Below are 24,601 nucleotides of genomic sequence, written 5' to 3'. Positions count from 1 at the left end.
TGTCGGAGAACAGTCGACGCTGACGAGGGAGCTCTCCACCGATGCAGAAGTGGGAATACGCCACGGTCCCGCTGCTGGTCCACGCGACCAAGCAGATCCTCGACAACTGGGGCGAGGACGGCTGGGAGTTGGTGTCCGTGGTGCCGGGGCCGAACCCGGAGCAGCTCGTCGCCTACCTGAAGCGGCCGAAGTCGTGAGCGGGACGAGCGGGCACGGCGGGGTGACGGCATGAGCAACGGGCCGCACGGGAAGCTGGCGGAACTCGGACTGACCCTGCCCGAGGTCGTGCCGCCGGTGGCCAGCTACGTGCCCGCCGTGCAGTCGGGCCAGCACGTCTACGTCTCCGGGCAACTGCCGATGGCCGAGGGCCGGCTGCTGGCCACCGGCAAGGTCGGTGCCGGCATCTCGGCGGAGCAGGCCAAGGACCTGGCACAGCGGTGCGCGCTCAACGCGTTGGCCGCGGTCGACGCGCTGGTCGGGCTGGAGAAGGTCGTCAAGATCGTCAAGCTGACCGGCTTCGTGGCGAGCGCGCCCGGCTTCACCGGTCAGCCCGCCGTGATCAACGGCGCTTCGGACCTGCTCGGCGCGGTCTTCGGCGAGGCGGGCCGGCACGCCCGCAGCGCCGTCGGCGTCGCCGAGCTGCCACTCGACGCTCCGGTCGAGGTGGAGCTCATCGTCGAGGTCGCCTGACAACCCGAAGCCCGACCCGGACCGCGCCCGACCCGGACCGCGTCCGACCCGGACCGCGTCCGACCCGGACCGCGCCCGACCCGGATCGCGCCCGGCCTGAATCGAGCCAAGCTCGACCGCGCCCGGCTCGACCGCGCCCGGCGATCGTGCGGTTCCGGCCCGGACGGAAGCCCTGAACAGGGGCAAACCGGGGGCCGGGACCGCATGATCGCAAGGGTCGCCCGGCGGGGTCGTACGATCGCTGGCATGGCAGGGCATGTGACGGGAGCGGCAGCGGCGCTGGCCGATCAGGTGCCGGGGTGGGTGACGCTGGTGCGGGCACCCAACCCCGGGCCGATGACGCTCGACGGCACCAACACCTGGGTGCTGCGCGCACCCGGGGCCTCCCACGCGGTCGTGGTCGACCCGGGCCCCGCCGACGAGGGCCACCTCGCGGCGATCGCCGCGCACGGGCCCGTCGGGCTGGTGCTGATCACCCACGGGCACCCGGACCACACCGACGGCGTCCCGCGCCTGCACCACCTGCTCGGCGGCGTCCCCGTCCGGGCCGCCGACCCCGCCCACACCGTCGGCGGCGCCGCCCTGGCCGGCGACGACCTCGACGGCCACGGCCTGGACATCCGGCTCGTGCCCACCCCCGGCCACACCGCCGACTCGGTCTGCTTCCTGGCCGGGCACGGCACCGAACGGGTGGTGCTGACCGGGGACACCATCCTCGGCCGCGGCACCACCGTGGTCGCCCACCCCGACGGCCACCTCGGCGACTACCTGACCAGCCTGGAACTGCTCTCCGCGTACCGCGGGATCCCGGCCCTGCCAGGGCACGGCCCGGCGCTGGCCGACTGCGGGGCCGCCGCCGACTTCTACCTCGCCCACCGCCGGGCCCGGCTCGACCAGGTGCGGGCCGTCGTCGCCGAAGGGCTCACCGATCCCGGCGAGGTGGTGGCGCGGATCTACGCGGACGTCGACCGCTCCCTGTGGTGGGCCGCCGAGTGGTCGGTGCGCGCCCAGCTGGCACACCTCGGCGTCGACGCCGGGGAATCCACCCCGGGGGTGAGCGGGTTGGAGCAGCCGTGACCTGCCCGGTGTGCGGAACCGTCGCCGTGCCCGGCGCGCGGTTCTGCCACAACTGCGGTGCCGCGCTGCCCGCCGCCGCCACGCTGCCCGCCGCCGAGCGGCGGGTGGTCACCGTGCTCTTCGGCGACCTGTCCGACTTCACCTCCTGGTCGGAGGACCTCGACCCGGAACGGGTCGGTGCGGTGACCGACCGGGTGCTCGCCGCCCTCGCCGGGGCGGTGAAGACCTTCGGCGGACACGTCGACAAGCTGACCGGCGACGGCATCATGGCCGTCTTCGGCGCGCCCGTCGCCCACGAGGACGACGCCGAGCGTGCCGTGCGCGCCGCCCTGTCCATGCAACGGGCGGTCCGCCGGGTCCTCGACGACGAGCGGGGCGGCGGCGCGCCGCTCGGCCTGCGGGTCGGCCTCAACACCGGCGACGTGATCGCCGGCATCCAGGCAGCCATCGAATACACCGTCATCGGCGACACGGTGAACACCGCCGCCCGGCTCGCCGACGCCGCCGCCGTCGGCGCGGTCTACGCCGGCAGCCGGACCTCCACCGCCACCCGGCACGTCGCCTCCTGGCGGGCGCTGCGCCCCCTGCGGCTCAAGGGCAAGCGGGAACCCGTCGAGGCGTACGAGCTGCTGGGCCTGCTCGACGCGCCGGGCACCCGGTCCGGCCTCGGCGACGAGGCCCCCTTCGTCGGCCGGGAGACCGAGATCGGCCGCGTCGCCGGCCGCCTCGCCGAGATCATCGACCGGGCCGAGCCCCGGGTGCTGCTGATGACCGCCGAGGCGGGCATCGGCAAGTCCCGGTTCGCCGCCGAGGTGGAACGCCTGGCCGCCGGCTACGACGTGGGCGCCGGCCGGTACGCCGCACACACCGGCGCGCGGGTGCTGTCGGTGCGCTGCGCCGCGTTCGGCGAACGCCGCCGCCTCGCACCCCTCGCCGACCTGGTCCGGGCCGCGGCCGGCCTGCCCAACGACGCCGCCACCGCGCTCACCCGGCCGGCCGTCGAGGAGCGGTTGCGCCGCCTCGGTCAGCGGCTCACCCGCTCCCGCGCCGAACCCGCCCCCGTCGCCGTCGACCAGCTGCTCGCCCTGCTCGGGTACGCCGAACTGCCCAGCGGCAGCCCCACCGACCAGGGCGAGTGGAGCAGCAGCCAACCCTCCGCCGACGTCGACGCGGTGCCCAACGCCGTCGCCGACCTGCTCAGCGCCCTGGCCGTGGAGGCCCCGCTGGTGGTGGTCGTGGACGACCTGCACGACGCCACCGCCGAGACCATCCGCGCGCTCGGGGTCACCCTGTCCCGGCTCAGCGGCCCGGTGCTGGTGCTGCTGCTGGGCCGGCCCGAGCTGGTGCGTACCGCCGGGGCGCTGACCCGGGTCGCGGACGCCGAGGTGCATGCGCTGCCCCCGCTGCGCGGCGCCGACGCCGCCCGGCTGCTCACCACCTACCTCGGCGGCGGCCGGCTGCCGCAACCGGACGCGGACCGGCTGCTCGCCACCGCCCAGGGCAACGCGTTCTACCTGGCCGAACTGGTCACGTTGCTGATGGAGCGCGGGGCGCTGACCCCCGCCACCGACCGGAGCGGGGCGGGGCCCGGCACCTGGCGACTGGCCCCCGGCTCTCTCGGCAGCCGCCTGCTCTCCCGCGACCTGGCGGCCGTGCTGGCGGCCCGCATCGACGCGCTGCCCGTCGACGCCCGCTCGGTGCTGCGGGACGCGGCCGTGGTCGGCGACGCGGTGCCCGACGGCGCCCTGGAGGCGCTGCGGGAACAGCGCACCGGCCGGGACGGCCGCCCGGCGGCGGTGGTCGCCGTGGAACTGGACCGCGCCGTCGAGGAGCTGCTGCAACGCCGCATGCTGCACCGCACGCGGGTGGGCTACGCCTTCGCCACCCCGCTCATGCGCGAGGCCGCGTACGCGGGGGTGAGCAAGGCGGAACTGGCCGAGCGGCACGCGGCGCTGGCCCGGTGGGCCGCCCCCGAGACCGCCGGCGGGGCGGTTCCGCCCGGCGGGTTCGCCGACGCCGCCCGCGACGACTTCGTCGCCGAGCACGTGGAACGCGCCACGACCCTCGCCGACGCGGTCAAGCTCCGCCCCGACGCCCCCGCCCGCGCCGTCGCTTCCCTCGGCGTGGCCGCCCTCGGCCGTGCCGCCCGCCGCCTCCTCCAGGCCGGCGAGCCGACGCTGGCCGTCGAGTACGCCGAACGCGCCACCGAACTCGCCCGCGACGGTGTGCCGCCCGCCGACCGGGTGGTGCACGCCCGCGCCCTGCTCCAGGTGGGCCGGTCCACCGACGCGCTCGCGTCGGCCGAGAAGATCGCCGCGAACTCCGGCGACCAGGCGGACACCCGGGCCAGCGCACTGCTCCTGGCCGGCCAGGCCCACCAGGCGTTGGGGGAGCTGCCCCGCGCCGTGTCCTGCTGGCAGGAGGCGTTGCAGGTGGCCACCGACGGTGGCCTGCCCACCCTGCGGGCGTCCGCCATGCGGCGGCTCGGCATGGCCGACTTCATCTCCGGCCGCCTCGGCCAGGCCAGCAGCCGGCTCGCCGCCGCCTACCAGGTCAGCCGGGCGGTACAGGACCGACGTGGACAGGCCTGGTCGTTGCAGAACCTGGCCTGGGTGACCACGACCCGGGGCGACTTCGCCGGCACCGACGCCGTCCTCGGCCGGGCCGCCCGGCTGTTCGCCGAGCTCAAGGACCCGTACGGGCGGGCCTGGCTGCGCGGCACCACCGCGTTCGCCCGGCTGCTCGCCGGCCGGCTGCGCGAGGCGTGCCGCCTGGCCGGGGTGTTCCTGCCGTTCGGCGAGCGGGTCGGCGAGGCGTGGGCGGTGGGCACGCTCCGGGCGGTCGAGGCGTACGCCGCCGCCGAACTCGGTGACCTGGTCGACGCCGACCGGGAGGCCCGCCGGGCGTACCGGGACTTCGCCGCCGCCTCCGACGACTGGGGGCAGGGGTTCGCGTTGGTCGCCCGGGGGGTCGTGGCGCGCGGGCTGGGCGAGCCCGAACACGCCGCCGACCTGCTCACCGACGCCCTGACCTACGGGGACCGCACCTCGCATCCGCTGCTCACCGGCATGGCGGGCACGCTGCGTGGCTTCGTCGCGCTCGACCTGGGTGACCGGGAGGCCGCCGAGCGGGACGCCAGGGCGGTACTGACCACCGTGGAGCCCCACAACCCGCAGGCGCCCGCCCAGGTCGGGCCCCGGGTGCTGCTGGCCATGGCCCGGCTCGCGGCCGGCGACTCGGCCACCGCCGTCGGGCTCCTCGCCCCGGTCGCCACCGCCGCCGCCAGCACGCCGTCGCTGCTGTTCTCCCGCCGGCAGACCATGGCCCGGTACGCCTGCGCGCTGCTCGCCCACGGCCAGCGGGAACAGGCGCTGGTCTGGGCGCGCCGGGCGATCGACGCCCCCGCCGAGGACGTCCGCAGCCAGGTGATCGCGGCGAGCGTGCTCGCCGAGACCCTCGCCGCCTGCGATCGTCCCGTCGAGGCGGTGGACAGCGCGGCGGAGGCGGTCCGGCTCGCGTACGCCACCGGGCAGCGCAGCGAACGCGCGGCGGCCGACGCCCTGCTCGCCCGCCTCCGCGCCGGCTGACGCCGTCGTGCTCCGCATCCAGGTGAGTGACTGGGTGGCGGGGGTGGACTGGCGGTTCCGGGGATGCACGGTGTCGGGGGTGGGCGTTAGGTTGTCAGTTCCATGCGGCTGGCCACTGGCGTGGTCGTGCTCGATGGGGGGAGGGCCGACGTGAGGTTGCCACGCTCCGGCGCCGGCTGGACGGTCGCCGTGTTCGGCGTGCTCGCCCTCGCCATGGGCGCGGTCGGGCTGCTCATGCCCGAGATGCTGCTGCGGATGCTCGGCTTCGAGGTGCCGTCGTCGCGGGCGGCCGGTGACCACACCGGAACGTTCCTGATGGCGTCGTCGATGGCCTCGTTCAACATGGGGGTCTACTACCTGCTGGCGACCGCCACCGAGTGGCGGGCCTTCTTCCGGTTCACGGTGGTGTTCCGGTTGGTCACCTTCAGCGTGTTCACCCTGGCGGTGCTGGCCGACGTGGCACCCGGGCGCTTCTTCGGCGTCGCGGCCTGGGAGGGTGTGGGCGCGTTGGCGACCGCAGTCGGCCTGTGGTGGGATGCCCGTCGTTCGTCTTCGGCCGGTGGCGGCTCGGGTCGTGGGAGTGCGAAGCCGGCCGTGGCCGCTGCTGGGAGGGGTCGTCAAGGTGCGGACGGATCAGCCGGCGGAAGCGCGGGACCGGTCGTCGACGGGTCGGGAACCGGGTCCGCCGCCGATGCGGTTCACTGAGCAGCCGGTCCGGTTGGGTATTTTCGAGACTGTGACCGAGACCCCGCCCGGTGCCCTGCCGACACCCCTCGTGCCCGGTCTGACCGATCTGAGGGTCTTTGCTCGGGGTGGGTACGCGACCGTCTACCGGGCCACCCAGATCTCCGTGGGTCGGGAGGTGGCGGTCAAGGTCGAGAACCGCACCCTGGTCAGTGAGCACGACCAGGCGCGCTTCCTGCGCGAGGCGCGGGCCGCCGGTCGGATGTCGTCGCACCCGCACGTGGTCGATCTGTTCGACGTGGGCGTGACCGTCGACCAGCACCCGTACCTGATCATGGAACTCTGCGAGGGCTCGTACGCCGAACGGATGCGGACCTCGCCGCTGGGCGCGGCGGAGGCGCGCGACCTCGGCGTCAAGATCGCCGATGCGATCGCCCACTCGCACGCGGCGGGGGTGCTGCACCGCGACGTGAAGCCCGCGAATATCCTCTACTCCCACTTCAACCCGGCGGTGCTGGCCGACTTCGGCCTCGCGGTGGTGGCCGAGATGCGTGACGCCTCGGTCGCGCTGGAGGTCCTCACCCCGGCCTACGCGCCGCCGGAGATGTTCAGCCACAGCCCGCCCTCGCCCGCCGTCGACGTCTACGCCCTCTGCGCCACCCTCTACGCGGTCATGCACGGCCGCCCGCCACGCTGGCAGTCCGAGCGGAACCCGAGCCTGGTCACCGTTCTGGAGATGTTCCACCAGCCCATTCCCGGCCTGCCCGGGATCCCGGACGGGCTGGTCGACGTGCTGCGCGCCGGCATGGTCAACGATCCGGGTGACCGTCCCTCGGCCGCCGAGCTGCGGGGCATGCTCGCCGCCCTGTCGCTCGACTCGGAGCCGAGGTCGGCGGGCGGGGCTTCCGGTCCCGTGTCGGGGGCACCGGCCGGCGGCGGTCCGGTCGCTCCCGGCCCGCGCCCGACCAGCACGGGAGGACAGCCACAGCCGCGTCCCTCGGTGGCGGATCGGGGCCCGGCGGCTTCGGGCAGCCAGAGCTGGCGGCGGCGCTGGTTCCTGGGCGGTGCTGCCGCTCTCGCCCTGGCCGGGTCGGCGGGGGCCGGCGCGTGGGTCGCCGGGACGGGTACCGCGCCGTCACCCTCCCTGCCTCCCGGAACGGTGGCCGTCACCAGCATGGTCCGGCCCGGCTGCGCGGGACTGCCGGACGATGCGCTGCCGGCGGGCGCCCGATGCGCCACCGAGCTGGAGTGCTTCGGGCCGGTGCAGGTGCGCGGGCAACGGGCGGATGCGACCCGCGTGCCGTGCAACCGCAGGCACACCTGGGAGAGCTACGCGCAGGGCGACCTGCCCGCCGCCCTGGTCGGGGCCGGTCACGACGAGGTCAGCACCGATCCCAGCGTGCGCCGGGTGTGCAACGAGGCGACGTTCCGGCTGATCAGCGGGATCGCCCAGCCGGCGGGGTGGAACCTGGAGGTCCTGCCGCCGGCCGGGTCGGGCTCCGACCGGACGTACCGCTGCCTGGCCGGGCGAGGGCTCGACGCCCTGGCCTCGCCCACCCTGACCGGCCGCTGAGCTGGCAGTCGCCTGAGCCGGCAGTCGCCTGAGCCGGCAGTCGCCTGAGCCGGCAGGCGCCTGAGCCGGCAGGCGGCCTCCACCGCGGTAACCGAGCCGGCAGCGCGTGAGCCGGCCGTGCGCCTGCCTGCTCAGCGGGTGTCGAGGTCGTCGTGTCGCCGGTAGCGTTCGCGAACCGCGCGGACGGCCTCCCGGTCGCCCAGCGTCTCCAGGGTGTCCGCGTCGATGCCGTGCAGTCCACCGAACTGCGGGACGGGCGGCGGCACCGGCTGCGTCGCTTCGGCCTCGGCACGCTGCCGCTCCGCGGCGACGGCGACCCCCGAGATCGTGGCCAGCAGCACACACCCCAGGGCCATCGCCACACCGACGAGATCCTGCCGGGGCCACCCGATCAGCATCACCAGCAGCCCGATCGACGCCAGCGCCGCCATCAGCGCGACGGTTCGCGCGTCGGGTTCGGTAATCCGCCTCACGGGACAAGCATGTCCCGAAAGTGCCGGCTGTCAACAGTCCCGGCAGGCGACCTCCCGCCGCCGGGGCCGGGAAAGGTGGAGGCACCGCAGGGGACGACATCCATTGCCTCTGATCCCTAGAGTGACGGGGGTCGGCCGTCCACTGCCGACCTGTCCCGTCCTCCACCGGAAGGCGTCCACATGCCACGACCAATCCGGGCACTGACCGCAGCCGGAATCGCCGGTGTCCTCCTCGCCGGTTCGGCGGTCGCGCCCGCCGCTGCCGATCCTACCCCGATCGGGCGGGATCGCCTGGTCACCTCCCACCGCACCAGCCCCGAGGAGGCGCGCCGCGTCGACCGGGTGCCGACGCCGAAGCTCGACTGGTACGCCTGCTACGACTACGCCGAGTGCGCCACCGTCCGGCTGCCGCTCGACTACGACAGGCCGAACGGCGCGACGACCGAGGTCGCCGTGCTGCGGGTCAAGGCCCGCGACCAGAAGAACAAGATCGGCAGCCTGTTCCTGAACCCCGGTGGGCCGGGCGGGTCGGGCACCAACATCGCGCTCGCCGCGCCGTACTTCCTCGGTGACGAGGTGCTCGACCGCTTCGACGTCGTCGGTGTGGACCCGCGCGGCGTCAACGCGAGCCAGCAGGTCAGGTGCTTCCCGTCGGTGAAGGACCAGACCCGGGCGTACGAGGGACTGAACGTCGCCTTCCCGTACACGAAGGCCGAGGAGAAGGCGTACGTCGCCGCCTCGAAGCGGGTCGGCAAGGGCTGCTCCACCACGGGCCGCCCGCTGACCGGGGCGATGTCCACGGCCGAGGTGGCCCGCGACATGGACGTGCTGCGCCGGGCGGTCGGCGACCGGAAGCTGAGCTACCTGGGCTTCAGCTACGGCTCGGTGCTCGGGCAGTACTACGCGAACATGTTCCCGGACCGGGTGCGTGCCGTCGTCGTCGACGGGGTGCTGGACCCGAACGCGTGGGTCGGCAGGGGCCGGGCCCGCAACCAGGTCCAGGAGGACCGGCTGCGCAGCGCCCAGGGCGCGTACGCGGCGCTGCGCGAGATCATGCGCCGCTGCGCGGACGCCGGTGCGGAGCTGTGTGCGCTCGCCGGGACGGGTGACCCGCTGGCCGCGTACGAGCTGGTCGCCAGGCGGCTCAAGAAGAACCCGCTGGTGATCGAGGACCCGGACTTCGGCTCGTACACCGTCACGTACGCCGACTTCGTCTCCGCCACCCTCAGCGGGCTGTACGACCAGTACGGCTACGAGCAGGTGGTCGGGCTGACCGCCGAGCTGCTGGTGCTGACCGACCCGGCGACCGCGAAGGCGGACCGGCAGCGGGCCCGCGCCGCCGTGGCGCGGGTCGCCGCGCAGGCGAAGCAGCAGCGGGCGTACGACTTCCCGTACGACAACGGCCTGGAGACGTTCCTCGGGGTCGACTGCACCGACGGCAACCACCCGAAGAACGCCGGCACCTGGCCGGCGCGGGCGGCGAAGGCCGACCGGCGTGACCCGTACTTCGGCCGGATCTGGGCCTGGGCCACGTCGCCGTGTGCCCGCAACACCTGGACGGTCCGTGACGAGGACCGCTACACCGGCCCGTTCGACCGTTACACGACCAACCCGGTGCTCGTCGTCGGCAACTACTGGGACCCGGCCACCAACTACGCGGGCGCGGTGAGCGCCGCCCGGACGCTGCCGAACAGCCGCCTGCTGTCCAGCGACAACTGGGGCCACACCGCCTACGGGACGTCGGCGTGCGCGACCGGCGCGATCGACGCGTACCTGGTCCGGCTGACCCTGCCCCGGCGCGGCACGGTCTGCGTGGGTGACGTCCAGCCGTTCGCGCCGCCGGCCGGGCCGGAGCTGCGGCGCGCGGAGACGTCCAAGAGTGCCCTCGCCGAGCAGGGCGAGCCGCGTCCGGGCGAGCCGAAGCAGCTCCCGCCGGTGGTGCCGCCGCTGCCGGCGGTCGGCACCCTGACCGTCCGCTGAGCACACCGGGGTGCGGCGGTCGACCGCCGCACCCCGGGCCCGCTCAGTACGACTTGTCCTGGCCGAGGACGTGCTGGGCGACGAAGTTGAGGATCATCTCCCGGCTGACCGGGGCGATCCGGCCGGCCCGCACCGCACCCAGCAGGGTGGCCACGCCGTACTCGGTGGTCATGCCGGCCCCGCCGTGCACCTGCACGGCCGTGTCCACGGCGAGCGCGGCGGCCTCCCCGGCCGCGTACTTGGCCATGTTGCCGGCCACCCCGGCCTCCAGGTCACGGCCGGCGTCGTACAGGGTGGCCGCCTTGTAGATCATCAAGCGGGCCAGTTCCACCTGCACGGCGGCGTGCGCGAGCGGGTGCGAGACGCCCTGGTGGGAGCCGATGGTCCGGCCACCCCACACCTTGCGGGTGGCCGTGTACCCGCTGGCCCGCTCGATGGCGTACCGGCCGGTGCCGGCACCCATCGCCGCCACGGTGATGCGCTCCGGGTTCAGCCCGGCGAACAACGCCGGCAGGCCGGCGTCGAGCGACTCGCCGACCAGCGCGTCGGCGGGCACCCGCACGTCGTCCAGGTAGAGCAGGAACTGGTTCTCCGGCGAGACGATCTCCATGTCCAGCCGGGAGCTGGTCAGCCCGGCGGCGTCGGTGGGCACGACGAACAGCGCCGGCTTCAGCTTTCCGGTCGCGGAGTCCTCCGTGCGGGCCACCACCAGCACGTGCTGGGCCTCGTCGACCCCCGAGATGTAGCACTTGCGGCCGGAGATCACCCAGTCGTCGCCGTCGCGGCGGGCCACCGTGCCGAGGCGGTGGAAGTTCGACCCGGCCTCCGGCTCGGTGATCGCGAAGACGATCTTCTGGGACCCGTCGGCCAGGCCGGGCAGGAACCGCTTGCGCTGCTCGGTGGTGCCGTGCCGGTCGATGACCGTGGCGGCGATCGCCGGCGAGACCACCAGCAACAGCAGCGGGCAGCCGGCCGCCGCCAGTTCCTCGCAGACGATCGCCAGCTCGGTGATGCCGCCGCCCCCGCCGCCGTACTCGGTGGGGATGTTGACGCCCAGGTAGCCGAGCCGGCCGGCCTCGGCCCACAGCTCGGTGGTGTGCCCGCCGGAGCGGGCCTTCTCCACGAAGTAGGCGTGGCCGTACCTGCGGCCCAGCGCCCGGACGGCGTCGCGGAGCTGGTCCTGCTCCTCGGTGAGGTCGAAGTTCACTGCGGGGCCTCCTCGGGGTTGACCACGGCCAGCACGGCACCGGTGTCGACCTGGCCGCCGGCGGCGACCGGCAGGTCGGCGACCACGCCGTCGGTGGGGGCGAGCACGGGGTGTTCGAGCTTCATCGCTTCCAGGGCCAGCAGCAGGTCACCGGCGGCGACCCGCTGGCCGACCTCGACGTACACCCGGGTCACCGTGCCGGGCAGCGGCGCGAGCAGCGACCCGGCCGCCAGCTCCGCGGTGGGTGGTGGGAACCGGGGCAGCTCGACCAGGCCCGCCGAACCGTCCGGGCCGTCGACGAACACCGCCGACCCCGCCCGGTGTACGCGCAACGCCCGCCGCACCCCGTCGACGTCGAGCACGACGCGTTCCGGGGACGCCTCGACCAGGGTGACGACGGCGTCGCTCGCCGGGTCCGTGGACCACTCGGCGAGCGCGCCCCGGCGGTCCAGGCGGTAGCGGACCTCGATCTCGCCGTCCGGGCCGGTGAGACGGGTGACCTGCGGGACAGCGGGCACGTTGCGCCAGCCCGACGGCAGCCCGGCCAGCACCGGGGCGCCGGCGCGCCGGGCGGCGGCAGTGGCCAGCGTCGCGGCCAGCGCGGCCACGGGCAACTCGTCGGCGGGCAGCAGTGCGGCGAACACCTCGTCGTGGCGCTCCAGGAAGCCGGTGTCGACCTCCGCCGCGCCGAACTCCGGGCTGCGCAGCACCCGGACCAGCAGGTCCCGGTTGGTGGCGACACCGTGGAACTCGGCGCGGGCCAGCGCACCCGCCAGCAGACGGACCGCCTCGGCGCGGGTGGGGGCCCACGCCACGAGCTTGGCGAGCATCGAGTCGTAGTGCACGCCGACCACCGAACCGTCCTCGACGCCGGAGTCGAGACGCAGGCCCCGCGTCGGGGCGAACGCGCCGGTCACCCCCGGCACCGCGAACCGGTGCAGGGTGCCGGTGGCGGGCCGGTAGCCCTGCGTCGGCTCCTCGGCGCACAGCCGTACCTCGATGGCGTGGCCGTCGGTCGGCGGGGTCGACGCCAACGGCAGGGGTCCGCCCTCGGCGACGAGCAGTTGCAGCCGGACCAGGTCCAGCCCGGTGACCGCCTCGGTGACCGGGTGCTCCACCTGGAGGCGGGTGTTCATCTCCAGGAAGAAGAACTCGCCGGACGGGGCGAGCAGGAACTCGACGGTGCCGGCGCCCACGTAGTCGACCGCGCGGCCGGCGGCCACCGCTGCGGCGTGCAGCCGCCCGCGCAGCTCCGGCGACACCACCGCCGGCGCCTCCTCGACGATCTTCTGGTGTCGCCGCTGGACGGAGCAGTCCCGCTCGCCCAGCGCCACCACCGTGCCGTGGGAGTCGCCGAAGATCTGCACCTCGACGTGCCGGCCGCGCTCCACGTACCGCTCGACGAAGACCGTGCCGTCGCCGAACGCGGCGGCGGCCTCGCGGCGCGCGGAGGCGACGGCCCCGGCCAGCCCGGCGGCGTCGCGGACCACCCGCATGCCGCGCCCACCGCCGCCAGCGGACGCCTTCACCAGCACCGGGAAGTCCGTCACCTGGTCCTCGTCGGTCCAGGTCGGCAGCATCGGCACGCCCGCCTCGGCGAGCAGCGCCTTCGCGGCCATCTTGTCGCCCATCGCGGCGATCGCCTTCGCCGGCGGGCCGACCCAGGTCAGGCCCGCGTCGGTCACCGCCGCCGCGAACTCGGCGTTCTCGGCGAGGAAACCGTAGCCGGGGTGCACGGCGTCCGCGCCCGACCGGCGGGCCGCGGCCAGGACGGCGTCGATCCGCAGGTACGTCTCGGCGGGGGTGTTCCCCGGCAGGCGCACCGCCTGGTCGGCCTCGGCGACGAAGGGTGCGTCGGCGTCCGCGTCGGAGTGCACCGCCACCGTCGCGACGCCGAGCGCGCGGCAGGTGGCGAACACCCGGCGGGCGATCTCCCCACGGTTGGCAACGAGAAGTCGGTGGATCATCGCCACTGGACCTGCCTTTCGTTCGCGGCTGCGGGCCTCCGCCTCGCGGCGTGGATCGCGGCTGCGGGACTCCGCCTCGCGGCTGCGGGCCTCCGCTGCGCGGCCTGGATCGTGGGCACGGTCACATCCGGAAGACGCCGAAGCCGTCGGCGCCTCCGACCGGTGCGTTGTGGACGGCCGACAGGCAGAGCCCGAGGACGGTCCGGGTGTCCCGGGGATCGATCACCCCGTCGTCGTAGAGCCGGCCGGACAGGAACAGTGCCCCGGACTGGGACTCGATCTGCTGCTCGACCATCATCCGCATGGCGGCGTCGGAGTCCTCGTCGAACTCGCGCCCCCGGGCGGCGGCCGCCTGCCGGGCCACGATGGACAGCACGCCCGCGAGCTGCGCCGGCCCCATCACCGCCGACCTGGCGTTGGGCCAGGTGAACAGGAACCTCGGCTCGTACGCCCGACCGCACATGCCGTAGTTGCCGGCCCCGTACGACGCGCCCAGGTTCACCGTCAGGTGCGGCACCTTCGAGTTGGACACCGCATTGATCATCAGAGCGCCGTGCTTGATGATGCCGCGCTGCTCGTACTCGGTGCCGACCATGTAGCCGGTGGTGTTCTGGAGGAACACCAGCGGGGTGCCGGCGGCGTTGGCGAGCTGGATGAACTGGGCCGCCTTCTGCGCCTCCGCGCTGAACAGCACACCCCGGGCGTTGGCGAGCACACCCACCGGGTAGCCGTGCAGCTCACCCCAGCCGGTGACCAGGGCGGTGCCGTAGGTCGGCTTGAACTCGTCGAACTCGCTGCCGTCGAGCACCCGGGCCAGCACCTCGCGCGGATCGAAGGGGACCTTCAGGTCGGCGCTGGCGATGCCGAGCAGCTCCTCCGGGTCGTACTTCGGCGGTTGCGGCACGGGGTTGCGCGGCGCCGGCCCCTGCTTGCGCCAGTTGAACCGGCGGACACACTGCCGGGCCAGCCGGATGCCGTCCCGCTCGTCGGCGGCCAGGAAGTCGGCCAGGCCGCTCGTGGTGGCGTGCATCGCCGCGCCGCCCAGCGACTCGTCGTCGGCGTCCTCGCCGGTGGCCATCTTCACCAGCGGCGGCCCCGCCAGGTAGACCTGCGACCGGTCCCTGATCATGATCGTGAAGTCCGACATCCCCGGCACGTACGCACCGCCGGCGGTGGCGTTGCCGAACACCACGCTGACCGTGGGGATCTTCTCGGCCGAGAGCCGGGTCAGGTCGCGGAACACCCGGCCGCCCGGAATGAAGATCTCCGCCTGGCTGGGCAGGTCCGCCCCGGCCGACTCCACCAGGTTGATCATCGGCAGCCGGTTGGCCAGTGCGATCTCCCCGGCCCGCCGCGTCTTGGCCAGCGACCACGGGTTCACCGCGCCGCCGCGCACCGTCGGGTCGTTGGCGACGACGAGACACTCCACGCCCTCGACGACGCCGATGCCGGTCACCACGCTGGCCCCGACCGGAAAGTCCGTCCCGTAGGCGGCCACCGGCGACAGCTCCAGGAACGGGCTGTCCTGATCCAGCAGCAGCTCGACGCGCTCCCGGGGCAGCAGCTTGCCGCGCCGGTGGTGGCGGGCCACGTACTTCTCGCCGCCCCCGGCCCGTGCCTGGTCCAACGCGGCGTCCAACTCGCCGAGCCGTTCCAGCAGGGCCGCCCGGTTGGCGAGGAAGGCCGGCGAGGACGGGTCGATCGCGCTGTCCAGCGTGGTCATGGCGTCTCCTTCGTTCGTGACTGCGGGGCTCGCGAACCCGGCTCACTCCTCGCACTCACGGTGCCTCCTTCGTTCGTGACTGCGGGGCTCGCAGACCCGGCTCACTCCTCGCACTCACGGTGCCTCCTTCGTTCGTGACTGCGGGGCTCGCAGACCCGGCTCACTCCTCGCACTCACAGGCCCAGGCCTTTCGCGATGATCTCGTTCATGATCTCGGTGGTGCCGCCGCCGATGCCGAGGATGCGGGCGTCCCGGTAGTGCCGCTCCACCTCGGCGTCGCGCAGGTAGCCGAAGCCGCCGTGCAGTTGCAGTGCCGCATCCACCACGTGGTCGCAGGCGGCCACCGCGACGTTCTTCGCCATCGCCACCTCGGTCAGTGCCGGCTCGCCGTCGGCCACCCGGGCCGCCACCGCGTGTACGTACGCGCGGGCCGCCTCGGCGCGGGTGTGCATCTCCGCCAGCCGGTGCCGCACCACCTGCCGGCCCACCAACGGGCGACCGAACGTCGACCGGTCCCGGCACCAGACGGTCGCCAGCTCGACGCAGCGTTGTGCCGTCGCGTACGCCTGGGTGGCCAGGGAGATCCGCTCGGCGGCGAAGTTGCGCACGATCGCCAGGAAGCCACCACCCTCCGGGCCGACGAGGTTGCCCACGGGCACCCGCACGTCGACGAAGGACAACTCGGCGGTGTCGGAGCAGTGCCAGCCCAGCTTGTCCAGCCGCCGCCCCACCGTGAAGCCGGGAGTTGCCCTGTCGACCACCAGCAGGGACAGGCCGCCCGCGCCCGGCCCGCCGGTACGGACGGCGGTGGTCACGAAGTCGGCCCGGTGGCCGCTGGTGATGTACGTCTTCGACCCGTTCACCACCCAGTGGTCGCCCTCGCGTCGAGCCGTGGTGCGCAGGCCCGCGACGTCCGATCCGCCGTCCGGCTCGGTGACGGCCAGCGCGCCGATGGTCCGCCCGGCCAGCGTCGGTCGCACGTACCGGTCGACCAGGTCGTGCGCGCCCGGATCGTCGTCCCGCGCGGCGGCGACTATGTGCGGCAGCGCGATGCCGTGCGTGAACAGCGCCGCGACCAGACCCGACGAGCCACCCGCACGGATGATCTCCTCGGTGACCACGACCGAGTCGAGCAGGTCCCCGCCGCTGCCGCCGACGGATTCGGGGAAACCGACGCCGAGCAGCCCCACCGCCGCGGCGGCGGCGTGCAGGTTCCGGGGCACCTCGCCGGCCCGCTCCCACCCGTCGAGGTGCGGCAGCACCTCCCGGGTCACGAAGACCCTCGTCAGCTCGCGTAGCTGCCGCCGCTCCGCGGTGTCGGGGATGCTCACCCGCGGCCCTCCCCGACGGCGACCCGGGCCGAACCGTCAGGCGATGTCTCCCGGCGCTCCGTCGCCGGTGGCCCGGCGGGCAGGTCCGCCGGCAGGTCGACCAGCCGGGCGCGCAGCAGTTCGCCCAGCGCCTTGGCCTGCGGGTCGAACCGGGTGGAGGCCGCCACCCCCTGGCCGAGCAGCCCCCGCACGACGAAGTTCACGGCCCGCAGGTTCGGCAGCTCGTACCGTTCGACGGCCAGCGGCGCGGTCTCCGGCAGCAACTCGGCCAGCCGGTCGACGGTCAGCCAGCCCCGCAGCCACGCCCACGTCGGGTCCGTGCGCGCCCAGACCCCGAGGTTCGCGTCCCCGCCCTTGTCGCCGGAGCGGGCCCCGACCAGTTCGCCGAGCGGGGCACGCCGGGTCGGCCGCGCGGGGTCGTCCGGTCCGACAACGCTGCGCGCCGACGCCGGCGCGCGCGGACCTCCGTCCGGGTCCGGGGTGTGCGTGCCTTCGTCTGGCTCGGGGGCGTGCGCGTCTGCGTCGGGGTCCGGCGCGTGGGCGCCTCCGTCGGGGTCCGGCGCGGCCGTTCGGATCGGCGGGGCGATCGGCACCCGCTCGCCGCCGGGCAGAACCGCCACGTGCGCCACCGCCCCCTGCGGCACCGTGTCGGCCGTGAACACCCCGAAGGGCGTGGCGTCGCCGGGCAGGGTGGTCAGGGTGCAGCCGGGGTAGGAGGCCAGCGCCAGCTCCACCGCGGCGGCCGAGAACGCCCGCCCGGCCCGCGCCCGGTCGCCGTCGCGCAGGTGTACGTGCAGCAGCGCGCTCGCCGTCTCCGTGTCGGCGGCGTCCCGGTGGTCGGTGCGGGCGAGGACGAACTCGAGTCCCGCCCCGCCGACCGCCTCCTCGACCTGCGTGCGGACCAGCGCCGCCTTCGCGGGGATGTCCAGCCCGCAGAGGACGAAGGTCATCGAGTTGCGGAACCCGCCCAGGTTGTTGACGCCCACCTTGAGCGTGGGCGGCGGAGGCGTGCCCCGGACCCCGCCGACGCGGACCCGGTCCGGGCCGTCCTGGCGCAGCGTCACCGAGTCCAGCCGGGTGACCACGTCCGGGCCGAGGTATTCGGGGCCGCCCACCTCGTACAACAGTTGGGCGGTGACCGTCTCGACGGTGACCGCGCCCCCGGTGCCCGGGTGCTTGGTGATCACCGAGGAGCCGTCGGCGTGCAGCTCCGCGAGGGGGAAGCCGGGCCGGTGTCCACCGTCGGGCAGTTCGGTGAAGAAGCTGAAGTTGCCACCGGTGACCTGCGCGCCGCACTCCAGCAGGTGACCGGCGACGGTGGCGCCGGCCAGCGCGTCCAGGTCGTCACGGCCCCACCCGAACCGGGCGACGGCGGGACCGACCACCAGGGAGGCATCGGTGACCCGGCCGGTGACCACCACGTCCGCGCCGCCGTCGAGGCAGGCTGCGATGCCGAACGCTCCCAGGTAGGCGTTCGCGGTCAGCGCGTCCGGACGCGGGAGCACGTCGCCCTCGACGTACCCGATCCGGGCCGGCAGACCGAGCCGCCCGGCGAGCACGCCGAGCGCGGCGGCGAGCCCCGCCGGGTTGAGCCCGCCGGCGTTGGTCACGATCCGCACGCCCCGGTCGAGCGCGGTGCCGAGGCAACCCTCCATCTGGCGGAGGAACGTCTTCGCATATCCCAGGTCGGGGTCGCGCAGCCGGTCCCGGCCGAGGATCAGCATGGTCAGCTCGGCCAGGTAGTCGCCGGTCAGCACGTCGACCTCGCCGCCGTCGAGCATCTCCCGCCAGGCGCTGGACCGGTCGCCGTAGAAGCCGGACGCGTTGCCGATCCGCAGCACCCCGCTCACGCCGGCACCCCTGGCCCCGCCGAGCCGCTCCTGCCCGCCGTTTCGTTCGTGCCCGCCGTTTCGTTCGGGCGGGCCGGGTCGTTCGTGCCCGCCGTTGCGTTCGTGCCCGCCGGGTCGTTCGTGCCCGCCGTTGCGTTCGGGCCTGCGGGGTGGCTCGGACCCGCCGGGTTGTCGGGGGCGCCGCCGTCGGTGGTGCCCCCGGCCGGTGCCCGGCCCGCGCCGGGCGGGCCGGCGAAGGCCTGCGCGACGTCGAGCCACTCGTCGGCCACCGGCCCGGTGGCGGTCAACGCCAGGTCGGACCGGTGCCGGCGCTGGGTCACCAGCAGGCAGAAGTCCCGCGCCGGGCCGGTGACCCGGTCGGCGGCGTCGGCCGGCCCGTACGCCCAGGTTTCTCCGTCGGGCGCGGCCAGCTCGACCCGGACCGGCGAGGTCGGGACCGGACGACCGTGGACGGCGAATCCGTGCCCGAGGGTACGGAAGCCGAGATGCGCGACGTGCCGTAGCCGAGCGGTGGCCGGCCGGTCGACGCCGAGCGCGTCGGCCACGTCCTCGCCGTGCGCCCAGGTCTCCATGATCCGGGCGGTCGCCATCGAGGCCGGTGACATCCGGGTGCCGTACCAGGGCAGTTTCACCCCGACCGGGGCGGCGGCGAGTGTCGCCGCGAGCGCCGCGCGGCCGACCCGCCAACGTTCCACCAGCTCGGCCGGTGGGGCGAGGAACTCCGCCGCACCGTCGTCGACGAGCCTCGCCGGATCCGGGGCAGCCAGGACGGAGGCGAGGAACCCGTCGGCGTCGGTGGCGGCGAGCAGCGCCACGTGATCGGTCCAGGCGAGGTGGGCGATCTGGTGGGCGACGCTCCAGCCGGGCGCGGGTGTCGGCTTCGACCAGTCGACCGGCGGACGCCCGGCGACCAGGGCGTCCAGGTCGTCGGACTCGGCGGCCAGGTCCGCTAGCAGGGCTGTCAGGTCGACCATGATGCCTCCGGGAGGGGTGGGCCGGGCAGGGCGTGCGGTTCGCTACCTGTCGCGTTCGGGGACGGCGGGCGCGTGGTCTGGGGTGACGGGCACGTGGTCGGGGGTCGCCGGCGCGTGGTCGGGGGTGGCGGACACCAGCAGGCCCGGCTCGGGGGCGGCGGGCATCGGCGGGCCCGGCTCGGGGGTGAGCAGCGCGGCGAGCTGGCGCTTCCACGTGTGAAGGAGCGCGACCCGGCGGGACGTGTCGTCGCTGAGCAGGTTGGCCACACCCAGGCCGCGCAGCAGGTCCAGGGTGGCCTGGACGGCCTCGCGGACGCCGGGCCGCCGCTCGTCGACGCCGAGCAGCGAGACGGTGAGCCGGTACATCTCCCGACCGACCCGCGCCTCCAGCGGAACGAGGGCCTCGCGGAGTTCCCGGTCGGTGCGGGCGGCCACCCAGAGTTCGAGGGCGGCGACGAACAGCGGCCCGGTGAAGGCCGCGCCGAGCAGGTCGATGACCCGGTCGAGGCGCTGCGGTCCGGCCGGCAGCGCCTCGGCCTCGGTGCGCAGTTCCGCCGCCCGGCGGTCGGCCAGGTGCGCGACGGCGGCGGTGACCAACGCGGCCTTGGTGGGGTAGTGGTGCAGCTGCGCGCCCCGGGAGACGCCGGCCCGAGCGGCGACGACGGTGGTCGTGGTGCCGGCCCAGCCGTGTTCGACGAGGCAGTCGACGGTCGCCTCCAGCAGCCGGGCCCGGGTGGCGCGGCTGCGTTCCTGCTGCGGGACGCGGGTGGAGGGGGGCACGAATGTCAGCGTGCCGCCGGAGAAACAATCAGTCAAGCTTGACTTTTTTCGGCGCAGGGTCGATGCCGAGCAGGGTCAGTGCCGAGCAGGGTGCGCCGACGGCTGGAAGTGGATCGCGGGAGCCCGCGCCGCCTCGGCGGGGTCGTGCGACCGGCCTCGATCGACGGGACGCCCGCGGGGACGGGCCGGGACGCCCGCGGGGACCGGGCCGGGTGGCCCGGGAGCGCGGGTTCTGGTGGAGGCGGAGCTGTCAGACGCGGGCGCGGCGGGCCAGGCGCTCCGGGTCGAGGATGATGATGCTCTTGCCGTCCAGGCGCAGCCAGCCGCGCGAGGCGAAGTCGGCCAGGGCCTTGTTGACCGTCTCCCGGGAGGCGCCGACGAGCTGGGCGATCTCCTCCTGGGTGAGGTCGTGGGTCACCCGCAGCACGCCGCCGTCGCGGGTGCCGAACCGGCCGGCCATCTGGAGCAGGTTCTTCGCGACCCGACCCGGCACGTCGGTGAAGATCAGATCGGCCAGGGAGTCGTTGGTGCGGCGCAGCCGGCGGGCGAGCACCCGCAGCAACTGCTCGGCGATCTCGGGGCGGTTGTTCAGCCACGGCCGCAACGCCTGCTTGCGCAGCCGCACCAGGCGGGTGTCCGTCACGGCGGTGGCCGTGGCCGTACGCGGGCCCGGGTCGAACAGCGACAGCTCGCCGACCATGTCCGACGGACCCATCACCGCGATGAGGTTCTGCCGGCCGTCCGCCGCCCGGCGACCGACCTTGATCTTTCCGGACAGCAGGATGTAGAGGCTGTCGCCGGGCTCGCCCTCGTTGAACACGACCTCGCCCTTGCGGACCTCGATCGTCTCCATCTCCTTGGCGAGCGCCTCGGCAGCCTCCGGGTCGACCCCCTGGAAGATCCCGCTGCGGGCCAGTACCTCGTCCATCGCGCACCTCCGGTTGCGCGTGCCGTCTTCTCGGCCGGGTCCGCCGTCCGCTGATCCCTCGCGCGCCGCCCAGTCTAGGCGCACGTGAGCAGGAATCAGAGGCGCACCCCTGGAATCTTGATCGTTGGGCGTAACGTTCCCGCAGTCCTTCACCAGTAGGATCGCGCGTCGCCGGGCCCCGGCCGCGCCGGCCGCGGCTGGCCGTAGGGTCACGGCGTGCTGAGCGAGCCCCTGCTGACCACCCGTCCCGAGCACGGGCGGGACATCCCCATGCTGGTCTGGCAGGCCGACCTTCCCCTGCTCGCGGTCAGTTCGGGGCCGCTGGGCGGCGGGCTCGGCATCCGCCGGTGGGTGCTCAACGCGACCGTGCCGATGTCGTACGACCGGGACGACCCCGCCGCCCACCTCGCCGAACTGGCCGACCGGCTCCACCTCGACGGCCCCGGGGTGGGCCTGTTGACCGGCGTCGACGTCGCAGAGGTGGTGGCGCGGGCCGACACGGGCGTACGGGTCTGGGCGACCGTGGGTCTGGGCACCCCGATCCCGGCGGCTACGCCCGCCGTCGTGCCGGTGGACCGGGCCGTCCGCACCGCACCCGCCCAACGGGTGGGCACGGTCAACCTCGTCGTGTACGTCCCGACCCGGCTCGGCGAGGCGGCGCTGGTCAACGCGGTCGCCACCGCCACCGAGGCGAAGACGCAGGCGATCGGCGAACTGGGCCTGCCCGGCACCGGCACCCCCACCGACGCGGTCACCGTGCTCTGCCCGCCGGACGGCCCGGCCGAGCCGTACGGCGGCCCACGCTCGGCCTGGGGAGCGCCGCTGGCCCGCGCGGTGCACTCGGCCGTGCTCGCCGGCGGCACCGACACCGTCCCGTGGTCGGAACGGCAGACGGACTGAAACGTCGTCCGATCGGGCCTCGTGTGGTCGGTTTTCGGCCGGTAGGGTCGCGGGCGATGTACGCTTTCGCGCCTCTGTCCCGCCGTGCCGCTCTCGCGCTCGGCGCGCTGCTCGCCACCCTGCTCGCGGCCGGTTGCGCCGACCCGGCGGCCAGCCCCGTCTGGCAACCCGGCGCGGGCGGCGGTGCCCCGGCCTCCTCCGCGGCCCCCGAGCCGAAGGCGATCTCCCTCTCCGCCACGGGCGACATCATCATGGGCAACGCCCCCAACCGACTGCCGCCGAACGGCGGCGAGGGGTTCTTCGACTCGGTCCGCAAGGCGCTCGCGGCCGACCTGGTGATGGGCAACCTGGAGGAGCCCCTGACGGTCGACACCGGCACCGGCAAGTGCGGGCCGAACTCGACCCGCTGCTTCCAGTTCCGGGCCCCGCCGGAGTACGCCGCCCACCTCGCCGACGCCGGTTTCGACCTGCTCAACCAGGCCAACAACCACGGCTACGACTTCGGCCCGAAGGGTTACGAGAACACCCAGAAGGCGCTGGAGGAGCACGACCTGGCGCACACCGGGGCGCCCGACCAGATCACCGTGGTCGAGGTCGAGGGCGTCAAGGTGGCCGTGGCGGGCTTCTCGTCGTACGTCTGGTCGAACAGCCTGGTGGACATCGCCAAGGCGAAGAAGGTGATCACCAAGGCGGCGACCATGGCCGACATCGTCGTCGTGCAGGTGCACATGGGCGGCGAGGGGTCGGACAAGACCCGCACCCGGCCGGGCACCGAGATGTTCCTCGGCGAGAACCGGGGCGATCCGATCAAGTTCTCCCGGGCGATGATCGACGCGGGCGCCGACCTGATCGTCGGACACGGCCCGCACGTGCTGCGCGGGATGGAGTTCTACAAGGGCCGACTGATCGCCTACAGCCTGGGCAACTTCGCCGGCGGTGGCGGCTCGTTGAGCAACAGCGGTCGGCTGGGCTGGGGCGGGGTCCTCAAGGTCTCGTTGAACCCGGACGGGAGCTGGGCCGGGGGCTCGTTCGCGTCGACGTACATGAACGGGATCGGGAAGCCGACGATCGACCGGGACGACCGCGGCCTGGGCCTGATCCGCGAGCTGACGGAGCTCGACTTCCCGGAGACGGGAGCCCGGTTCGACGACGCCGGGAAGATCAGCCCGCCCGACGGGGAGTGACCCCCGGTCCGTGTCGCCGGTACCACCGGTCGGGCCACCGCGTCCGGCGGCGACGCCGGCTGGGCGTCGCGCCGTCGGCACCGGGACGCCGTGTGGGGCGTCGTGCTGTCGGCACGGCGACGCCGTGTGGGCCGTGGCGCTGTCGGCACGGCGACGTAGGCTGGCCGGCGTGACCACCAGTTCCCCCGAGACCGACCTCGGGCGTACACGCCGTGCCCGGCGGATCGGCCGGCTGCTCACCGAGGCGCATCCCGACGCCCACTGTGAACTCGACCACCGCGGCCCGTTGGAGCTCGCCGTTGCCACCATCCTGTCGGCGCAGTGCACCGACAAGAAGGTCAACGAGGTCACCCCGAAGCTGTTCGCGCGGTATCCCACCGCCGCCGACTACGCGGGTGCCGACCGGGCCGAGCTGGAGGAGCTGATCCGGCCCACCGGCTTCTACCGGAACAAGGCCGCCTCGCTGATCCGGCTGGGCCAGGCCCTCGTCGAGCGGTACGACGGTCAGGTCCCCGGCCGGCTGGCCGACCTGGTGACCCTGCCGGGAATCGGCCGCAAGACCGCCAACGTCATCCTCGGCAACGCCTTCGACGTGCCCGGCATCACCGTCGACACCCACTTCCAGCGGCTGGTGCACCGCTGGGGGCTGACCACCGAGACCGACCCCGTCAAGATCGAGCACGCGATCGGGGCGATGTTCCCCCGGCGCGACTGGACCATGCTGTCGCACCGGATCATCTTCCACGGCCGGCGGGTCTGTCACGCCCGCAAGCCCGCCTGCGGTGCGTGCACGCTGACGAAGGTCTGCCCCGCGTACGGCACCGGCCCCACCGAGCCGGCGGCTGCGGCGAAGTTGCTCAAGGGCCCCCGCGCCCGGGACCTGGCGGTCGCCGCCGGGGTCGACCCGGACCTGGTGCCGGTGCAGGCCGTACGGGCGGAGGCGCCGTGAGACGTCCGACCGCCCTGCTGCTGGTGCCACTGCTGCTGGCCGTGGTGGCGTGCACCGCCGAACCGGAGACCACCGCGCCGACCCGGGAGAGCGCCGCCGCCGGGCGGCCCTCGCCCTTCGAGGACTGTGCGGCGCTGACCACCGCCCCCGTGCAGGCCACCGCCCCCGTGCAGGCCACCGCCCCCGCGCAGGCCACCGCCCCCGCGCAGGCCGACAACCCGGCGGCGCCGGCTGATGCCGGCCCGCCCACCGGTGCCGGGTCGGGCAGCTCCGGCGAGTTGCTGCCCGAGCTGACCCTGACCTGTTTCACCGGCGGGGCGCCGGTGGCGCTGCGTGACATCCGCGGACCCGTCGTGGTCAACGTCTGGGCCTCCTGGTGCCCACCGTGCCGCAAGGAACTGCCGGCCTTCCAGCGGCTCAGTGAGCGCGCCGCCGGGCAGGTACGGGTCGTCGGCGTCAACGCCCGGGACAGCCGCAGCGGCGCCCAGGCCATCGGCGAGGACTTCGGCGTGCGCTTCCCCACCCTGGTCGACCAGGGCGAGGCCGTGCAGCGGGCCGTGCGGCGCACCGCCATCCCGTTCACCCTGTTCGTGGACGCGCAGGGCCGCGTCCGGCACCTCGACACCTCGGGTGCCCTGGACGACGCGCGACTCGCCGACCTGGTCCGTCGGCACCTCGACGTGGCGGTGCCGGCGTGAGCCGCCGAACCGGCCCGCCGGTCGGGTACCGCACCTGCCCACGGGT

Annotated in this window: 18 protein-coding genes and 2 pseudogenes; 11 read left to right on the top strand and 9 right to left on the bottom strand. The window is 74.5% G+C overall.

The annotated features are described in order from the left end of the window. The first annotated feature begins 41 nt into the window (after positions 1–41). From sp36 to GA0070616_RS10855, 6 genes are all read left to right on the top strand, one after another. On the top strand, positions 42–197 hold the full coding sequence (gene sp36, locus GA0070616_RS10880) for a Sp36 family protein (RefSeq protein ID WP_091080361.1): 156 nt from the start codon (positions 42–44) through the stop codon (positions 195–197). A gap of 31 nt (positions 198–228) precedes the next feature. Next, positions 229–690 (top strand): RidA family protein, encoded by a 462-nt coding sequence (locus GA0070616_RS10875; RefSeq protein WP_091080357.1) that lies wholly within the window; start codon positions 229–231, stop codon positions 688–690. Positions 691–936: 246 nt separating this feature from the next. After that, complete coding sequence (locus tag GA0070616_RS10870) at positions 937–1,767, top strand: MBL fold metallo-hydrolase (protein ID WP_091080354.1); 831 nt, start codon at positions 937–939, stop codon at positions 1,765–1,767. Beyond that, positions 1,764–5,354 (top strand): adenylate/guanylate cyclase domain-containing protein, encoded by a 3,591-nt coding sequence (locus tag GA0070616_RS10865; RefSeq protein WP_091080350.1) that lies wholly within the window; start codon positions 1,764–1,766, stop codon positions 5,352–5,354. Before GA0070616_RS10870 ends, GA0070616_RS10865 begins: the two co-directional genes overlap by 4 nt. Before the next feature lie 150 nt (positions 5,355–5,504). Beyond that, positions 5,505–6,059 carry a hypothetical protein gene (locus tag GA0070616_RS10860; protein WP_425412938.1) on the top strand — a complete coding sequence of 185 codons (555 nt, stop codon included), beginning with the start codon at positions 5,505–5,507 and terminating at the stop codon, positions 6,057–6,059. Positions 6,060–6,090: 31 nt separating this feature from the next. Next, entirely contained in the window at positions 6,091–7,611 is a 1,521-nt protein-coding gene (locus GA0070616_RS10855; protein ID WP_091080345.1) for a serine/threonine-protein kinase, read from the top strand. Between the two features lie 131 nt (positions 7,612–7,742). On the opposite strand, the gene GA0070616_RS10850 is transcribed toward GA0070616_RS10855, so the two are convergent. Beyond that, a complete protein-coding gene (locus GA0070616_RS10850; RefSeq protein ID WP_139128870.1) occupies positions 7,743–8,084 on the bottom strand; it encodes a hypothetical protein in 342 nt (113 codons plus the stop codon). Between the two features lie 180 nt (positions 8,085–8,264). On the opposite strand from GA0070616_RS10850, the gene GA0070616_RS10845 reads away from it, so the two are divergent. Further along, positions 8,265–10,064 carry an alpha/beta hydrolase gene (locus GA0070616_RS10845; RefSeq protein WP_091080339.1) on the top strand — a complete coding sequence of 600 codons (1,800 nt, stop codon included), beginning with the start codon at positions 8,265–8,267 and terminating at the stop codon, positions 10,062–10,064. A 43-nt stretch (positions 10,065–10,107) separates the two neighbouring features. Here GA0070616_RS10845 and GA0070616_RS10840 read toward each other — a convergent pair whose 3' ends face one another. From GA0070616_RS10840 to GA0070616_RS10805, 8 genes and pseudogenes are all read right to left on the bottom strand, one after another. Further along, on the bottom strand, positions 10,108–11,271 hold the full coding sequence (locus GA0070616_RS10840; RefSeq protein WP_091080335.1) for an acyl-CoA dehydrogenase family protein: 1,164 nt from the start codon (positions 11,269–11,271) through the stop codon (positions 10,108–10,110). After that, positions 11,268–13,238 (bottom strand): ATP-binding protein, encoded by a 1,971-nt coding sequence (locus GA0070616_RS10835; RefSeq protein WP_091090454.1) that lies wholly within the window; start codon positions 13,236–13,238, stop codon positions 11,268–11,270. Before GA0070616_RS10835 ends, GA0070616_RS10840 begins: the two co-directional genes overlap by 4 nt. 121 nt (positions 13,239–13,359) lie before the next feature. Then, positions 13,360–14,961 (bottom strand): acyl-CoA carboxylase subunit beta, encoded by a 1,602-nt coding sequence (locus GA0070616_RS10830; RefSeq protein WP_091080332.1) that lies wholly within the window; start codon positions 14,959–14,961, stop codon positions 13,360–13,362. Between the two features lie 173 nt (positions 14,962–15,134). Next, a complete protein-coding gene (locus GA0070616_RS10825) occupies positions 15,135–16,292 on the bottom strand; it encodes an acyl-CoA dehydrogenase family protein (protein WP_091080328.1) in 1,158 nt (385 codons plus the stop codon). Next, positions 16,289–18,073 (bottom strand): acyclic terpene utilization AtuA family protein, encoded by a 1,785-nt coding sequence (locus tag GA0070616_RS10820; protein ID WP_245712956.1) that lies wholly within the window; start codon positions 18,071–18,073, stop codon positions 16,289–16,291. The genes GA0070616_RS10825 and GA0070616_RS10820 overlap by 4 nt, the downstream gene beginning before the upstream one ends. A 257-nt stretch (positions 18,074–18,330) precedes the next feature. Next, positions 18,331–19,116: pseudogene (locus GA0070616_RS10815) on the bottom strand (TIGR03084 family metal-binding protein); the annotation flags it as partial. A 180-nt stretch (positions 19,117–19,296) separates the two neighbouring features. After that, positions 19,297–19,896: pseudogene (locus tag GA0070616_RS10810) on the bottom strand (TetR/AcrR family transcriptional regulator); the annotation flags it as partial. Between the two features lie 250 nt (positions 19,897–20,146). Further along, positions 20,147–20,824, bottom strand: a complete 678-nt coding sequence (locus GA0070616_RS10805; RefSeq protein ID WP_007073398.1) for a Crp/Fnr family transcriptional regulator — start codon at positions 20,822–20,824, stop codon at positions 20,147–20,149. Between the two features lie 216 nt (positions 20,825–21,040). Here GA0070616_RS10805 and GA0070616_RS10800 point away from each other — a divergent pair, with 216 nt between their 5' ends. The 4 genes from GA0070616_RS10800 to GA0070616_RS10785 all read left to right on the top strand — a co-directional run bounded on the left by GA0070616_RS10800 (position 21,041) and on the right by GA0070616_RS10785 (position 24,555). Beyond that, a complete protein-coding gene (locus tag GA0070616_RS10800) occupies positions 21,041–21,724 on the top strand; it encodes an adenosylcobinamide amidohydrolase (RefSeq protein ID WP_091080321.1) in 684 nt (227 codons plus the stop codon). A gap of 56 nt (positions 21,725–21,780) precedes the next feature. Further along, a complete protein-coding gene (locus GA0070616_RS10795; RefSeq protein WP_091080317.1) occupies positions 21,781–22,908 on the top strand; it encodes a CapA family protein in 1,128 nt (375 codons plus the stop codon). Between the two features lie 169 nt (positions 22,909–23,077). Continuing rightward, positions 23,078–23,857 carry an endonuclease III gene (nth, locus tag GA0070616_RS10790; RefSeq protein WP_091080315.1) on the top strand — a complete coding sequence of 260 codons (780 nt, stop codon included), beginning with the start codon at positions 23,078–23,080 and terminating at the stop codon, positions 23,855–23,857. Continuing rightward, on the top strand, positions 23,854–24,555 hold the full coding sequence (locus GA0070616_RS10785; protein ID WP_091080314.1) for a TlpA family protein disulfide reductase: 702 nt from the start codon (positions 23,854–23,856) through the stop codon (positions 24,553–24,555). Before nth ends, GA0070616_RS10785 begins: the two co-directional genes overlap by 4 nt. Positions 24,556–24,601 lie beyond the last annotated feature (46 nt).

This window comes from Micromonospora nigra, from assembly GCF_900091585.1.
In the GTDB taxonomy this organism is placed as follows: Bacteria; Actinomycetota; Actinomycetes; order Mycobacteriales; family Micromonosporaceae; genus Micromonospora; species Micromonospora nigra.
The sequence above is the reverse complement of the archived record's forward strand: the minus strand, read 5'-3'. Positions and strand labels throughout refer to the sequence as shown.

Coding starts and splice junctions, on each gene's coding strand:
- sp36 (WP_091080361.1), top strand. CDS start 42: ATGCAGAAGTGGGAATACGCCACGGTCCCGCTGCTGGTCCACGCGACC.
- GA0070616_RS10875 (WP_091080357.1), top strand. CDS start 229: ATGAGCAACGGGCCGCACGGGAAGCTGGCGGAACTCGGACTGACCCTG.
- GA0070616_RS10870 (WP_091080354.1), top strand. CDS start 937: ATGGCAGGGCATGTGACGGGAGCGGCAGCGGCGCTGGCCGATCAGGTG.
- GA0070616_RS10845 (WP_091080339.1), top strand. CDS start 8,265: ATGCCACGACCAATCCGGGCACTGACCGCAGCCGGAATCGCCGGTGTC.
- GA0070616_RS10835 (WP_091090454.1), bottom strand. CDS start 13,238: ATGATCCACCGACTTCTCGTTGCCAACCGTGGGGAGATCGCCCGCCGG.
- GA0070616_RS10830 (WP_091080332.1), bottom strand. CDS start 14,961: ATGACCACGCTGGACAGCGCGATCGACCCGTCCTCGCCGGCCTTCCTC.
- GA0070616_RS10820 (WP_245712956.1), bottom strand. CDS start 18,073: ATGCTCGACGGCGGCGAGGTCGACGTGCTGACCGGCGACTACCTGGCC.
- GA0070616_RS10805 (WP_007073398.1), bottom strand. CDS start 20,824: ATGGACGAGGTACTGGCCCGCAGCGGGATCTTCCAGGGGGTCGACCCG.
- GA0070616_RS10795 (WP_091080317.1), top strand. CDS start 21,781: ATGTACGCTTTCGCGCCTCTGTCCCGCCGTGCCGCTCTCGCGCTCGGC.